General features: G+C 67.7%; 14 protein-coding genes and 1 pseudogene. 7 read left to right on the top strand and 8 right to left on the bottom strand.

Features of this window, described 5'->3' with window-relative positions; translation table 11 throughout:
• Positions 1-25 precede the first annotated feature (25 nt).
• Positions 26-226 (top strand): annotated as a pseudogene (locus tag A5704_RS29085) (hypothetical protein); the annotation flags it as partial.
• A 24-nt stretch (positions 227-250) separates the two neighbouring features.
• Here the strand turns inward: A5704_RS29085 and A5704_RS07095 are convergent.
• Positions 251-1084, bottom strand: coding sequence for a ComEA family DNA-binding protein (locus A5704_RS07095; RefSeq protein ID WP_067752546.1), 834 nt, complete (start codon positions 1082-1084; stop codon positions 251-253).
• A gap of 194 nt (positions 1085-1278) precedes the next feature.
• Here A5704_RS07095 and A5704_RS07090 point away from each other — a divergent pair, with 194 nt between their 5' ends.
• The 6 genes from A5704_RS07090 to A5704_RS07065 all read left to right on the top strand — a co-directional run bounded on the left by A5704_RS07090 (position 1279) and on the right by A5704_RS07065 (position 8605).
• Positions 1279-2439: an acyl-CoA dehydrogenase family protein gene (locus A5704_RS07090; protein ID WP_067752544.1), complete on the top strand. Its 1161-nt coding sequence runs from the start codon at positions 1279-1281 to the stop codon at positions 2437-2439.
• 7 nt (positions 2440-2446) lie between these two features.
• Complete coding sequence (locus A5704_RS07085) at positions 2447-3553, top strand: acyl-CoA dehydrogenase family protein (RefSeq protein WP_067752536.1); 1107 nt, start codon at positions 2447-2449, stop codon at positions 3551-3553.
• Between the two features lie 3 nt (positions 3554-3556).
• A complete protein-coding gene (locus A5704_RS07080) occupies positions 3557-3979 on the top strand; it encodes a PPOX class F420-dependent oxidoreductase (protein WP_067752535.1) in 423 nt (140 codons plus the stop codon).
• A 25-nt stretch (positions 3980-4004) separates the two neighbouring features.
• Positions 4005-5063: a dihydrodipicolinate reductase gene (locus A5704_RS07075; RefSeq protein WP_067752533.1), complete on the top strand. Its 1059-nt coding sequence runs from the start codon at positions 4005-4007 to the stop codon at positions 5061-5063.
• A 210-nt stretch (positions 5064-5273) separates the two neighbouring features.
• Positions 5274-5702: an MmpS family transport accessory protein gene (locus A5704_RS07070; protein ID WP_067752531.1), complete on the top strand. Its 429-nt coding sequence runs from the start codon at positions 5274-5276 to the stop codon at positions 5700-5702.
• Entirely contained in the window at positions 5699-8605 is a 2907-nt protein-coding gene (locus A5704_RS07065) for an RND family transporter (RefSeq protein ID WP_067752526.1), read from the top strand. Before A5704_RS07070 ends, A5704_RS07065 begins: the two co-directional genes overlap by 4 nt.
• Here the strand turns inward: A5704_RS07065 and A5704_RS07060 are convergent.
• The 7 genes from A5704_RS07060 to A5704_RS07030 form a co-directional block, all read right to left on the bottom strand.
• On the bottom strand, positions 8602-9426 hold the full coding sequence (locus tag A5704_RS07060; protein WP_067752523.1) for a DegV family protein: 825 nt from the start codon (positions 9424-9426) through the stop codon (positions 8602-8604). The two genes, A5704_RS07065 and A5704_RS07060, sit on opposite strands and share 4 nt — an antisense overlap.
• A 5-nt stretch (positions 9427-9431) precedes the next feature.
• On the bottom strand, positions 9432-10169 hold the full coding sequence (gene octT, locus A5704_RS07055) for a diglucosylglycerate octanoyltransferase (RefSeq protein WP_067752519.1): 738 nt from the start codon (positions 10167-10169) through the stop codon (positions 9432-9434).
• A complete protein-coding gene (gene gpgP / locus A5704_RS07050; protein WP_067888131.1) occupies positions 10159-10833 on the bottom strand; it encodes a glucosyl-3-phosphoglycerate phosphatase in 675 nt (224 codons plus the stop codon). The genes octT and gpgP overlap by 11 nt, the downstream gene beginning before the upstream one ends.
• The gene (rsfS, locus tag A5704_RS07045; RefSeq protein ID WP_067752515.1) at positions 10830-11219 is read right to left on the bottom strand and encodes a ribosome silencing factor; all 390 of its coding nucleotides are present in this window, start codon (positions 11217-11219) and stop codon (positions 10830-10832) included. The genes gpgP and rsfS overlap by 4 nt, the downstream gene beginning before the upstream one ends.
• Complete coding sequence (gene nadD / locus A5704_RS07040; protein ID WP_255369132.1) at positions 11216-11872, bottom strand: nicotinate-nucleotide adenylyltransferase; 657 nt, start codon at positions 11870-11872, stop codon at positions 11216-11218. The genes rsfS and nadD overlap by 4 nt, the downstream gene beginning before the upstream one ends.
• A 194-nt stretch (positions 11873-12066) precedes the next feature.
• Entirely contained in the window at positions 12067-13515 is a 1449-nt protein-coding gene (locus tag A5704_RS07035) for a VWA domain-containing protein (RefSeq protein ID WP_067888128.1), read from the bottom strand.
• Positions 13515-14390 carry a MoxR family ATPase gene (locus A5704_RS07030; RefSeq protein WP_067781981.1) on the bottom strand — a complete coding sequence of 292 codons (876 nt, stop codon included), beginning with the start codon at positions 14388-14390 and terminating at the stop codon, positions 13515-13517. Before A5704_RS07030 ends, A5704_RS07035 begins: the two co-directional genes overlap by 1 nt.
• Between the last annotated feature and the right edge of the window lie 35 nt (positions 14391-14425).

The following is a 14425-nucleotide window of genomic DNA, read 5'->3' as shown; positions in this document are numbered from 1 at the left end:
CTGGAGAAGCTGCGCGCCCTGGTCCGTGTCTGACAACCACGACCAGCCGTGCCCCGGCGAATCGGCCGCGGCGCGCCTCGATGCACGCCTGGTACCGGCCGCGCTCACCTGCTGGGTGGTGACCGCCGCCGGCATCTGGTGGCCGATCGGCAGGCCGGTGGCGGCGTGCTGTGTGGTGTTGGCCGCCGTCTCCGGCCTGCTGGCCTGGCGCGCCGCGGCCGATTCGCCGGGGCACGGCTGGTCGTGGTTGTCAGACACGGACCAGGGCGCGCAGCTTCTCCAGGCGCGCCGGGCCGATGCCGTCGACGTCGGCGAGCTGGTCGACGCTGGTGAATTTGCCGTTCGCCTGCCGCCAGGCGACGATCGCCGCGGCGGTGACCGGTCCGACGCCGGGCAGCGTGTCCAAATCCTCCGCGGTCGCGGTGTTGAGGTCGAGCACCGCATCCGCCTTCGGCTTCACCGAACCCGTCCCGGGCCGCGGCGGCTTCGACGTCGGTGTCGAACCGGCAGCCACCGAGCTGCCCAACGCCGTCGGCTGCCCGGGGCCGGGGGCCAGCCCGACGACGATCTGCTCGCCGTCGCCGAGCGGGCGCGCCATGTTCAACCCGACGGTGTCCGCGCCGTTCACCGCGCCGCCCGCCGCCTGCAGCGCGTCCGCGACCCGCGCGCCGGGCGCCAGGGTGACCAACCCGGGGCTGTGCACCAGGCCCACCACGCTCACCACCACGGGCCGGTCGGGCCCGGGGGGCACCGACGGCTTTGGACCGGCCGTCGACCCCTTCTCCACCGGCGGCAGCTTCGCCGACATCACCGGCGCCGGCCGGTCGTGAAGCAGCGTGAACACCGTCACCAGGACGGCCAGCGCGGCCACGATCGCCAATCCGATGGCGCCGGTCCGCCCCGGGTCGGCGCGCAGCCTGGCCATCCAGCCTCGATCCGGGGACGCGTCCGGCAGCCAACGTGGCAGCAGCGAATTCTGGTCCTCGTCCGCCGCCGGTGACATCGACTCCGCGCCGTCGGGCTCGGCGTCGGGTTCGGCACCGAGTCGCCGCTGGAGGCGCTCGGCGGGAAGTTCTGTCCGCATGCGCCGACCGTAGGTGCGGCGACCGCCAGCTGGGCCCCGCCGGGCGGCGCCGCGACCGGCAACTGTGGACTAAACCGAGGCTGTGCACAACCGCTCTACGCGATGGGTCAATATGGAACCAAGAACGCATCGCCAGAACCGGGCATCCATCCGACGCTGGTGGCCACGTTCGCCCCCGACGACAGGAGGCCGCCGTGCAACTGGCGCTCACACCGGAGGAAGCCGCGTTCCGCGACGAACTCCGCACGATCTACACCACGAAGATCCCGGAAGAACTGCGCGAGCGGGTGCGCAAGGGCTCGGCAGAGGTGAACCACGACGACATCGTCACCAGCCACAAGATTCTGCACGAGCACGGCCTTGCGGTGCCGAACTGGCCGGTCGAGTGGGGCGGCAAGGACTGGACGCCCACCCAGCACCAGATCTGGGCCGACGAGATGCAGCTGGCGTGCGTCCCCGAGCCGCTCAACTTCAACACCAAGATGGTCGGTCCGGTGATCGCCGAATTCGGTTCGGAGGAAGTCAAACAGCGCTTCCTGCCGCCGACGGCAAGCCTCGACATCTGGTGGTGCCAGGGCTTCTCCGAGCCGGAGGCGGGTTCGGACCTGGCGTCGCTGCGCACCACCGCGGTGCGGGACGGCGACAGCTACGTCGTCAACGGCCAGAAGACCTGGACCACGCTGGGCCAGTACGCGGACTGGATCTTCTGTTTGGTGCGCACCGACCCGCAGGCGCCCAAGCGTCAGGCCGGCATCTCGTTCCTGCTGTTCGACATGAAGACGCCGGGCGTCACGCTGCGGCCCATCAAGACGATCGACGGCGGCCACGAGGTCAACGAGATCTTCTTCGAAGACGTCCGAGTGCCCGCGAATCAGCTTGTTGGAGAAGAGAATAAGGGCTGGACGTACGCGAAGTTCCTGCTGGGCAACGAGCGCACCGGCATCGCGGGCGTGGGCCGGACAAAGGTGCGCCTCGCCGAGGTGAAGAAACACGCCGCCGCCACCGGGGTGCTCGAAGATCCCCTGTTCGCCGCGCGGCTGGCCGAAGCCGAAAACGAGCTGCTGGCACTGGAACTCACGCAGTCGCGGGTGGTCACCGACTCCGCGAACGGACAGCCCAACCCGGCGTCGTCGGTGCTCAAGCTGCGCGGCAGCCAGCTGCAACAGGTGGCCACCGAACTGCTCGTCGAGGTGGCCGGCCCCGACGCGTTGCCGGCCGACGGCGAGGACATCTCGTCGCCGTCCTGGGCACAGCACAGCGCGCCGCACTACCTCAACTACCGCAAGACGTCGATCTACGGCGGCAGCAACGAAGTGCAACGCAACATCATCGCGTCCACCATCCTGGGATTGTGAGGCAGCCATGGACTTTCAGCTGAGCGACGAGCAAGGCCTGCTCCGCGACACGACGCGCGAACTGCTGGCGCGCACCTACGACCCGGAAAGCCGCAACAAAATCATCGACTCCGATCTCGGGTGGAGCCGCGAGGTGTGGAGTCAGCTCGCCGACACCGGCATCCTCGGCCTCGGCTTCGACCCCGACGAGTCGGGCCAGATCGAGATCGCGGTCGTGCTCACCGAAATCGGGCGCCGGCTCGCCCCGGAACCGGTCCTGCATGCCGCGCTCGGGCCCGGCGCGCTGATCGCCGAGTTGGGCAGCGAGGAGCAGAAGCAACTGCTCGACGAGGTCGCGGGCGGACAGCGGTTGCTGGCGTTCGCCCACCTGGAACCGGGCCAGCGCAAACCGTCCGCCGACGTGGCCACCAAGGCTGCGCGCCAAGGCGATTCGTGGACACTGAGCGGACGGAAGAACCCGGTGCTGGCCGGCGACTCCGCCGACACCCTGGTGGTCAGCGCCGCCCTGCCGGACGGCGGCACCGGGCTGTTCCTGGTCGACGCGGCGACGGTCACCAGGCATCCGTACCCGACGTTCGACGGACAACGCGGCGCCCAGATCGATCTGGACTCCACTCCGGCCGAACCCCTGGGGGAAGCGGCGGACGCGGCGCAGGCCATCCGCGGTGCTGTCATCCGCATCCAGTCGGGGCTGTGCGCCGAAGCGGTCGGAGCGATGGAGGAAGCGCTGCGACTCACGACCGATTACCTGAAGACCCGCAAGCAGTTTGGGGTCACGCTCAACAAATTCCAGGCACTCACCCAGCGGGCCGCCGACATGTACGTCTCGCTGGAACTGGCCCGCAGCATGAGCCTCTACGCGTCGATGTCGATCGCCGACGGCAACCTGGACCCGGTGATCGCCTCGCGCGCCAAGTTGCAGATCGGCCGCGCGGGCCGGCACATCGCGCAGGAATCGATCCAGCTGCACGGCGGAATCGGCGTGACCGCCGAATATCCGGTGGCCCACTATGCGGCCCGGCTCACCGCGATCGAGCACACCCTGGGCACCTCCGGCGAACACCTGCACACTCTGATCGACCACATCGGCGACTACGACTTGGTCCGGCTCTAGCCGATGACAGAGCTGTCCGACAGGGTTGTCTCCTTCCTGTCAGCCGGCACCCGCACCGGGATGCTGGGGTACGTCACCGCCGACGGCCGGCCGCTGGTGACGCCGGTGTGGTTCGTCGTCGACGATGGGCAGCTGGCGTTCACCACGGGCCGTGACACGTCGAAAGGCCGTGCCCTGGCGCGTGATCCACGAACGGTGATCTGCGTCGACGATCCTCATCCGCCGTATTCGTTCGTTCAGGTGCAGGGCGTCGCGGCGGTCGGTGACGACCCGGCCGACGTGTTGGACATCGCCACCAGGACCGGCGCGCGGTACATGGGCGCCGATCGCGCCGAGGAATTCGGCCGCCGCAACGCCGTTTCCGGCGAGCTCGTGGTGCGGCTGCGTCCCACCAAGGTGATCGCCGGCTTCGATATCAGCGACTGAGTTTCCACCCGTCAAAGGAGACGCGATGAGCAAGCCACCGACCGACCGTCCGCTCAAGGTGATCCAGTGGACCACCGGGAACATCGGGCGGCGTTCCCTGCACGCCATCATCGGCAGGCCGGACATGGAGCTGGTCGGGGTGTACGCGCACGGGGCGGACAAGGTCGGCGTGGATGCCGCCGAACTGGCCGGCTGGCCGGAACCGACGGGCGTGCAAGCGACCAACGACATCGACGCGCTACTCGCCCTGGGCGCCGATGCCTGTTGCTATAACCCGTTGTGGCCCAACGTCGATGAACTGGTCCGGTTGCTGGAATCCGGCGTCAACGTGTGCTCCAGCGCGGCGTGGATCACCGGGGGCAAGCAGACGCCCGAGGACCGCGAGCGCATCGCCGACGCCTGCAAGCGGGGCGGTTCGACCATCTTCGGCAGCGGCGCCCACCCGGGCATGACCAACATGGTGGGCATGGTCCTGTCCGGCGCCTGCGAACGCGTCGACGAGATCCGCATCACCGAGTCGGTGGACTGCTCGACCTACGAATCGGCGGAAACCCAGACGGCGATGGGCTTCTCGCAGGACCCCGATACTCCTGGGCTGGCCGAAAGCGTGCGGCGCGAAAGCGAGGTCTTCGCCGAATCGGCCGCCATGATGGCCGACGCGATCGGGGCGAAGCTGGACCGGATGACGTTCGACGTCACCTTCACCGCCGCCACCGGCGATTCCGATCTGGGCTTCATGACGATTCCCGCGGGAACGGTGGGCGGGGTTTATGGCTACCACCGCGGCTGGGAGGGCGACCGCAACGTGGTCAGTGTCGGGTTCAACTGGACCATGGGCGATCACGTGGTGCCGCCCAAACCGCTGGAGCACGGCCACGTCATCCAGGTGTACGGGCTGCCCAACATGCGCACCGTCCTGCATTGCCTGCCACCCAAGGATTGGACTGAGCCGGGGTTCATGGGATTGGGAATGATCTACACGGCCATGCCCGTCACGAACGCGGTCCCGGCCGTGGTGGCCGCCGGGCCCGGGATCGTCACGCTGGCCGATCTGCCCCCGGTCACCGGCCGCGTGGCCCGCTAGGCCCGACCCCATATGCAGTTCGCCACATCGAAGGCCCCCGGAGGAACGCTTGCGTGCACTAAGGTTTAGAGTGCTTAGCTGAGCAAATAGTCGAGAAGACAGCGATGTCGTCGACGACGTTGGTGAGCTTTGCGGCAATGCCCGGACGGCGGGTGAGCGGAAGGCGGTCAGGTGGTGGCTGGTCACGACTCGGGTCCACGTACCGGCACCATGACCCGTGTGCTCAAGCGGGCGTGGATACCACTGTTGTTGGTGGTCGTGCTGGCCGTTTCGGCGTTGATCGTTTCACGGCTCCACAGGATCTTCGGCTCTCAAGACCTCAACGCGAACGCCGGCAAGGGGATCGAAATCGTGCAGTTCAATCCGAAGGTCGTCGTCTACGACATCACCGGCCCGCCCGGGGCCACCGCCAACATCAACTACTGGGACGAGAACGCCAACACCCACCAGGTGAACGCGGCACCGCTGCCGTGGTCGACCACCATCTCGACGACCTTGCCATCGGTCAGCGCCAACATCATGGCGCAGAGCGACAGCGGTGAGATCAGCTGCAAGATCACCGTGGACGGCGTCGTGCGCGAACAGCGGAGTTCCGACGGCCACAACGCGCAGACCTTCTGCCTGGTGAAGTCCGCATGAGCAACACGAGCAACGAGACCCAGCGTGACCTGAGCGCGGCCGACACCGGCCCGATCAGCACCAGGGGCCTGTCCAAGGCCGAGCGGGGGCACCGCCCGTACCTGCCGCATGCGATCCGCATCTTCGCGGTGCCGATCATTTTGGTCTGGCTGTTCGTAACGGTCCTGGTGAATGTCATCGTCCCGACACTGGAAAAAGTTGGTGAGGCGCACTCGGCGCCGATGACCCCGCTGGACGCGCCGTCGATGAAGGCGATGATGCGCCTGGGCCACAATTTCCACGAATTCGACTCCAACAGCACGGTGATGATCGTGTTGGAGGGCCAGCAACCGCTGGGCCCCGACGCGCACCAGTACTACGACAAGCTGATTCGGCAACTCCGCCAGGATCCCAAGCACATTCAGCACATTCAGGACTTCTGGGGCGACCGACTGACGGCCGCGGGTGCGCAGAGTGCCGACGCCAAGAGCGCCTATGTGCAGGTGAACCTCGCCGGTAACCAGGGCACGACGCTGGCCAACGAGTCCGTGGACTCCGTCCGCAAGGTGATCGAGGAGAACAAGGCGCCACCGGGCGTGAAGGCCTACGTCACGGGCCCGGCCGCCTTGTCCGACGATATGCACATCATCGGTAACGCCAGCCTGGCCAAGATCACGCTGTTCACCCTGGGCGCCATCGCGATCATGTTGCTGCTGGTCTACCGGTCCATCGTCACTACGCTGGTGCAGCTGTTCATGACTTTTGTCGCGCTGGCGTGTTCGCGGGGGGTCGTCGCGGTTCTCGCGTACCACAACGCATTCGGGCTCACCACCTTCGCCGCCAACATCCTCACCATGCTGGCGATCGCCGCGGGGACGGACTACGGCATCTTCCTGATCGGCCGCTACCAGGAGGCGTTGGCCGCGGGCGAGGACCGAGAAACCGCGTACTACACCACATTCAAGGGCGTCGCGCCGGTCGTCTTGGGTTCGGGCCTGACGATTGCGGGTGCCACGTATTGCCTCAGTTTTTCGCGGCTGCCGTGGTTCAACACCATGGGGGCGCCGGTGGCGATTGGCATGATCGTCGTCGTGCTGGCGGGCGTCACGTTGGGGCCCGCGGTGGTCTTCGTCGGCAGCCGCTTCCACTTGTTCGAGAGGCAGGCCAAGCGTGGCCGGCTGTGGCGCCGGGTGGGCACCGCCGTAGTGCGTTGGCCCGCACCGGTTTTGGCCGTGAGCGCCGCGGTTGTGCTGGTCGGCATGATCGCCCTGCCCAGCTTCCACACGAGCTACAACGACCGCCATTACCTGCCCCTGTCGGCCCCGTCCAATCAGGGACAGGAGGCCGCGAACCGGCACTTCTCCGAGGCACGGATGAACCCCGACCTGCTGATGGTCGAGTCCGATCATGACATGCGAAACCCGGCCGACATGCTGGTGCTGGACCGGGTGGCCAAGAACGAGATGCGCACGCTGGGCATTGCCATGGTCCAGGACATCACCCGGCCGCTGGGCATTCCGATCCAGCACAGCTCGATACCGTTTCAGAACAGCGTCCAGAGTCAGACGACGATGCAGAACATGAGCTTCCTCAAGGAACGCATCGCCGACATCCTCCGGATGGCCGACGACCTGCAGACCCAAATCGAGACCACGCAACGCCAATACGAGGTGTCGCTGGACCTGGCCAACGCCGCCGACGACAGCGCCAAGACCACCGCGGTGACGTCGCAGATCACCGACACCCTGCGCGACCACATCGCGGATTTCGACGACACCTTCCGTCCGATCCGCAGCGTCTTCTACTGGGAGCGGCACTGCTACGACATTCCCGTGTGCATCGGGCTGCGGTCCCTGTTCGACACGTTCGACGGGTTCGACCAGCTCGCCGAGCAGTTCCACTACCTGACCACCGACATCGAGCACACCGCCAAAGCCTCACGCGACCTGACCGCGCTGTTTCCCACGCTGATCACCACGCTGAAAACCACCAGGGGCATCACGCTCACCCTGTATCAGACGTTCAAGGCGATGATCGACCAGATGGAGGCGATGAGCAACACCGCGATCGTGATGGGCCAAAGCTTCGACGCGTCGAAGAACGACGACTTCTTCTACCTGCCGCCCGAGGCGTTCGACAACCCGGACTTCCAGACCGGCCTTCGAATGTTCTTGTCGCCGGACGGTAAATCGGCGCGGTTCTTCATCACGCATCAGGGCGATCCGATGTCGCCGGAGGGCATCGCGCAAGTCGACGCCGAACGCACCGCCGCGCAGGAGGGTCTCAAGCAATCGTCGCTGTCCGACGCCCGGGTCTATCTGGGCGGGACCGCCGCAACGTTCAAGGACATGGCCGACGGCGAGAAGTACGACCTGATGATCGCCGTGGTGTCCGCCCTGACGCTGATCTTCATGATCATGCTGCTGCTCACCCGGAGCGTGGTTGCGGCGTTGGTGATCGTCGGCACCGCGGCCAGCTCGATCGCGGCGTCGTTCGGCCTGTCCGTGCTGATTTGGCAGGACCTGTTCGGCATCAGGATCCACTGGATCGTGATGGCGCTGTCCGTGATCATCCTGCTGGCCGTCGGATCCGACTACAACCTGTTGCTGGTCTCCCGGTTCAAAGAGGAGATCCATGCCGGCCTCAAGACGGGAATCATCCGGTCGATGGCGGGTACCGGCGGGGTGGTGACCGCGGCCGGTCTGGTGTTTGCGTTCACCATGGCGGCCATGTTGGGCAGCGACTTGCGGGTGCTGGGGCAGTTCGGTTCGACGGTGTGCATCGGTCTGTTGCTCGACACGCTCGTCGTGCGCACGCTGCTGATGCCGTCGATTGCGACGCTGCTGGGCCGTTGGTTCTGGTGGCCGCAGGTGGTGCATCCGCGGGGTGACAACGCCCGGCGACCGGTGCCCGCCGCCGTTTAGGGCTGCACGACAACCGCGACGGCTCCGGCGCCGACGTGCAGCGCGAGCACCGGCCCCAACGGGGTGATGATCGCCGGCTCACAGGCCGGCAGCCGCCGCGCCAGCGTCGCCGCCACGTCCTTGGCGCCGTCCGGGTTGGCGACGTGATGCACCGCCAGGGCGGCGGAACCGTCGCCGACGACCTCGCAAACCCGGTCGATCATCGCCTCCGTCGCGTGGGTGACGGTGCGTACCCGTTGCGCCAGAACGAGTTTCCCGTCGTCGATGCGCAGCAGCGGCTTGAGCGCCAGCGCGGTGCCCAGCCACGCCTTCGCCCCGCCGATCCGCCCGCTGCGCCGCAGGTTGTCCAGTCGATGCACCACCATGAACGCATGGGTCCGCCGTGCGGCCGCATTCGCCGCCTCGGTGACGGCGTCGAGGTCACCGCCCGCGGCCGCGACCCGCGCGGCCGCCAACGCGACGAAGCCGGTGCCCATCGCGGTCGACTTCGAGTCGACGACCCGCACGTGCGGGTCCAGGTCGGCGGCCGTCCGTTGCGCGGCACCGCAGGTCCCCGACAACGCGGACGAGATGTGCACCGCCACCACGCCGTCTCCGCCGCTGTCGCCCAACGCTTGCTGATACGCGTCGGCCAGTTCGGCGGGTGTGGCCGCTGCGGTGGTCGCGTGGCGCTGGTAGACGTCTTCGGGGATCTCGTCGACACCGTCACGCAGATCGACGCCGTCGAGCAGAATGTGCAACGGGACGACGCGTATCGCCCATTCGTCCAGCAGCTCGGCGGGCAAGCGCGCCGACGCGTCGGTCACCACAACGACAGTCACGGGGATTACCCGCGCGGCTTGTCGGTCGGCACGCCAGCCTCGGCCAGCGCCTTGAGCATCAGCTCGGCAACCGCTTGGTGCGCTTCGAAGTTCCAGTGGATGCCGTCGGGATTGCCCCGGCCGGACATGATCTGTTCGGCGACGGCGGCTTTCAGGTCGACCAGCGGCACATCGTGGGTCTGCGCCCACTCGGTGATCGCCGCCGCCGTTCCCGGCCGGCCATGGTGGGCGTGGGCGTAGGTGTCGGCGATGTGCACCGAGGGCAATGCCGCCACGATCGGGATCCCCGGGCGATTGAAATCGATTGCGCCGCGGGTCTGTTCGAGGTATTCAACGCTGAGATGTGGGGGCAGCGCCGACCGGGCCACCGGTGACAGCCGGGGCTGCAGCCAGCCGTAACCGTCGCGAACCCAGCGCCGCAAGCGAGGCGGACGCACGTAGCGGATCAGTTCCCGCAGCGCGGTCGGCAGCACCGACGGCAGCGAATCCATGCCGCCGGTGGCGAAGATGACGGCCCCCGCCCTGGGCAGCGCCGCCCACGCGCGCGGGTCCTGGGTGGCCGCCCACCAGATATCGCGACAGGTCCAGCCGATGCGGCCGATGAGCTCGACGTCCCAATCCAGTTGTTTGGCAACGATGTTCGGCCAGATCCGGGGGTCGTCCGCGGGCAGGCCACCGGTGGGCCCGTAGTACGCCAGTGAGTCGGCGAAGATCAGCAGAGTCGGACGCGCCTCAGAGGACATCGTTGGACACCTGCGCCGAAGCGTTCCACACGTCGAGGCGCCACCGGATGGCGTCGAAACCCGCGCCCTGCTCGTCGGAGTGACCGGACAGCTGAACCCAGCTGGCGTTTCCCATGCCGCCCAATACCGGCCAGTTGGCGACCGGGAGTTTCAGCAGGGCGGCCGACAGCGCGGCGATCAGGCCGCCGTGGGCCACCAGCACCACCGGCCGCTCGGCTTGCTGTGGATCACCCCAGTCCGGTTCGCCGGACACCAGTTCGGAGACGAGTGGCACGCTGCGGGCGGCCACATCGACGCGGCTCTCGCCGCCGTGCGGCGCCCAGGTGGCGTCCTCGCGCCAGGCCAGCCGCGCGCCCGGAGCCTGCGCGTCCACCTCGGTATGCGTCAACCCCTGCCAGTCGCCGAGATGGGTTTCCCGCAACCGTTTGTCCACCCGGATCGGCAGGCCGGTCCGCTCCCCCAGCCTGATCGCCGTGTCGTAGGCACGATGCAGGTCCGACGACACGATCAGCAACGGCTGCAGCTTGCCCAGGACCTCGGCGGCGGCGACCGCTTGGGCGCGACCGAGCTCGCTGAGTTGGGAATCCAGTTGCCCCTGCATCCTGCTGCCGGCATTGAACTCGGTTTGCCCGTGCCGCAACATGATCAGCCGACGAATCGTCATGGCGCGCCCACCGAGCCGTCGGGTTCTTCGGTTAGATCCACGGGCACCACCGGGCAGTCGCCCCACAACCGGTCCAGGGCGTAGAAGTCGCGGTCGTCCTGGTGCTGGATGTGCACGACGATGTCGCGGTAGTCCAGCAGCGTCCAGCGCCCTTCCCGGGTGCCCTCCCGGCGCGCCGGCTTGTAGCCGGCCCTGCGCATCTTCTCCTCGACCTCGTCGACGATGGCGTTGACCTGCCGCTCGTTGGACGCCGAGGCGATCACGAAGCAGTCCGTGATGACCAGCTGGCCCGACACGTCGATCACGATGACGTCGTCGGCCAGCTTCGATGCGGCCGCACCTGCGGCCACGGTCGCCATGTCGATGGCCTCCTGCGTGGCGCTCATGTGTTGTTCCCGGCGGGCAGCGTTGATCGGCTCACGGAGTCCTTCGATTGGTCGCCGGCGCGATACAGCCGGCGCTTGGAGACGTATTGCACGACGCCGTCGGGCATCAGGTACCAGAGGGGCCGGCGTTGTTCGGCGCGCAGCCGGCAATCGGTCGACGAGATGGCCAGCGCCGGAATCTCGACGAGGGTGAGCACATCCTCGGCCAGCTCGCCCAGCACGCCGGTGATGTGTTCGCGCCGCAGCTCGTATCCCGGCCGGCTGACGCCGACGAACCGCGCCAAGTCGAACATCTCCTGCCAGCCCTGCCACGACAGGATTGAGGCGAGCGCGTCCGCGCCAGTGATGAAGTACAGCTGCGAATCCGGGTTGAGGGCGTGCAGATCCCGCAGGGTGTCCTTGGTGTAGGTGGGGCCTGCGCGGTCGATGTCGACCCGGCTGACCGAGAAGCGCGGGTTGGACGCGGTGGCGATCACCGTCATCAGATACCGGTCCTCCGCCGCGGAAACGTGCCGATCCTTTTGCCAGGGCTGGCCGCTGGGCACGAAGACCACTTCGTCGAGGTCGAACAGGTCGGCGACCTCGCTGGCGGCAACCAGGTGCCCGTAATGGATGGGATCGAACGTCCCACCCATCACACCCAGCCTGCGCAGCTCCTTTTGCACGATTTGCCAGCTTACTTGAGGCGACGCCGTCGCCCGATTTCGTCACACCGGCCACAGCAGGTCCACGCGAGAGGCTCCCGCCTGCGGGCGCCACGCTGGCGTGACACACGGCGCTCGCGATCACGCTGGCGTGACGCTCGCGGGCCGTGCCCCGGTGCCCCGTGCGCCGCGACGAGCCGGCCCTACACCGGCAGCAGCTGGTCGATCACCGCGGCCAACTGCTTGGCCGACCGGCATTCGTGCATCGTGATGACCTCTTGATAGCGCGGCACCGCCGAGTCGCCGCTGCCCCACAGGTGCTTGGGTTCGGGATTCAGCCAGTGCGCGTGCCGGCTGGCGGTCACCATGTGGGAGAGCAGCTCGGTCTCCGGATTGCGGTAGTTGGTGCGGCCGTCGCCGAGCACCAGCAGCGAGCTGCGCGGCGACAGCACGTTGGGGAACGCCTGCGCGAACGACGCGAACGCGTTGCCGTAGTCGGAATGCCCGTCGCGGCTGAACACACCGGCCTCCCGGGTGATCCGTTGGATCGCCACGGCCAGATCGGCTTCCGGCCCGAACATGTGCGTCACCTCGTCGGTGGTGTCGATGAAGGCGAAGACCCGCACTCGCGAAAACTGTTGGCGCAGAGCGTGTACCAGCAGCAGGGTGAAGTGGCTGAACCCGGCGACCGAGCCGGACACGTCACACAGCACCACCAGTTCCGGCCGCGCCGGGCGGGGCTTGGCCAACACCACATCGATCGGCACGCCGCCGGTGGACATCGACTTGCGCAGCGTCTTGCGCAGATCGATCACACCCGCGCGGGACCGTCGCCGCCGGGCCGCGAGCCGGGTGGCCAGTGTGCGCGCCAGCGGCGCCACCACCCGTTGCATCTGGCGCAGCTGTTCACCCGAGGCCCGCAGGAACTCGACATTCTCCGAAAGCTGTGGGATGCCGTACATCTGGACGTGATCGCGGCCGAGTTGCTCGGCGGTGCGCCGCTTGGTCTCGGCGTCGACCAGCTTGCGCAATTGCGAAATCCGCTGCGCGGCCATGGCTTTGGCGATCTGCTCCTGCGTGGGCGCGGGCTCGTCACCATACGGGGCGAGCAGCCCCGCCAGCAGCTTGCCCTCCAGCTCGTCCAGCGCCATGGCTTTGAGCGCCTGGTACGACGAGAAGGACGGGCCCCGGCTGGAGCTGTACTTCCCGTAGGCCTCCACGATGCGCGCGATCATCGCGACGAGCCGCTCGTCCATGTCGGCGAGGTCGGGGTTCTCGTTGAGCAGGTCCAGCAGCATCTGGCGCATCGCCTCGACGTCGTCGGGCGGCAACGAGTCGTCGCCTTGTGACCCGTCGGCTCCTTCGTCGGTGACCACCGCGCGTGCGCCCAGCGCCGCGGGGAACCACAGGTCGAACATGGCGTCGTAGGTGTCACGGTGATCGGGTTGGCGTAGCACGGCGCAGGCGATGCCCTCGCGCAGCACCTCACGGTCGCCCAAGCCCAGGGTGGCCATCACGCGGCCGGCGTCCACCGTCTCGGACGGCCCCACCGAAATGCCAACTCCGCGAAGCGCTTCGACGAAGCCCACCAGGTGGCCCGGCAGCCCGTGCGGGGCGAGCGGCCGGGTGGGTCGGATGCGGCGGGCGGCCATCAGTTCAGCCGGAGCTCGCCGCTTGCGCGCTGCTGATCGGACTGATGCTTGAGGACGACGCCCAAGGTGGCGGCAACGACGGCGTCGTCGATGGTGTCCAGGCCCAGCGCCAACAGGGTGCGACCCCAGTCGATGGTCTCGGCGATGGACGGCACCTTCTTGAGTTGCATGCCGCGCAGCACGCCGATGATGCGCACCAGCTCATCGGCGAGGTGCTGAGGCAGCTCGGGCACCCGCGACAACAGGATGCGGCGCTCCAGCTCGGGACTGGGAAAGTCGATGTGCAAGAACAGGCAGCGGCGCTTGAGGGCCTCGGACAGCTCCCGGGTTGCGTTGGAGGTCAGCACGACGAACGGCGTCCGCTCCGCGGTGATCGTGCCCAGCTCGGGGACCGTCACCGCGAAGTCGGACAGCACCTCGAGCAGCAGGCCCTCGATTTCGATGTCGGCCTTGTCGGTTTCGTCGATCAGCAGCACCGTGGGCTCGGTGCGCCGGATGGCGGTCAGCAGCGGCCGCTGCAGCAGGAACTCCTCGCTGAACACGTCGTCCTTGGTCTGATCCCAGTCCCCGGAGCCGGCCTGAATACGGAGTATCTGCTTCGCGTGGTTCCACTCGTACAGGGCGCGCGCCTCGTCCACCCCCTCGTAGCACTGCAGGCGGACCAGTCCCGAGTCGGTCGCCTGGGCGACGGCGCGAGCCAGCTCGGTCTTGCCGACACCGGCCGGACCCTCCACCAGCAACGGCTTGCCGAGCCGGTCGGCCAGGAACACGGCGGTGGCGGTGGCGGTGTCGGGCAGGTAACCGGTCTCGGCCAACCGTCGCGAAACGTCGTCGATGTCGGCGAACAACGGCTTGGGCCGGGCTGGCACGCTCACTATCTCGGTTCTCCTAAAGCACTTCTCGTCGCGGT

The organism is Mycobacterium sp. E735 (assembly GCF_001666955.1).
Lineage (GTDB): Bacteria > Actinomycetota > Actinomycetes > Mycobacteriales > Mycobacteriaceae > Mycobacterium.
Note: the sequence above shows the minus strand (reverse complement) of the source record. Positions and strands in the feature narration are given on the sequence as shown.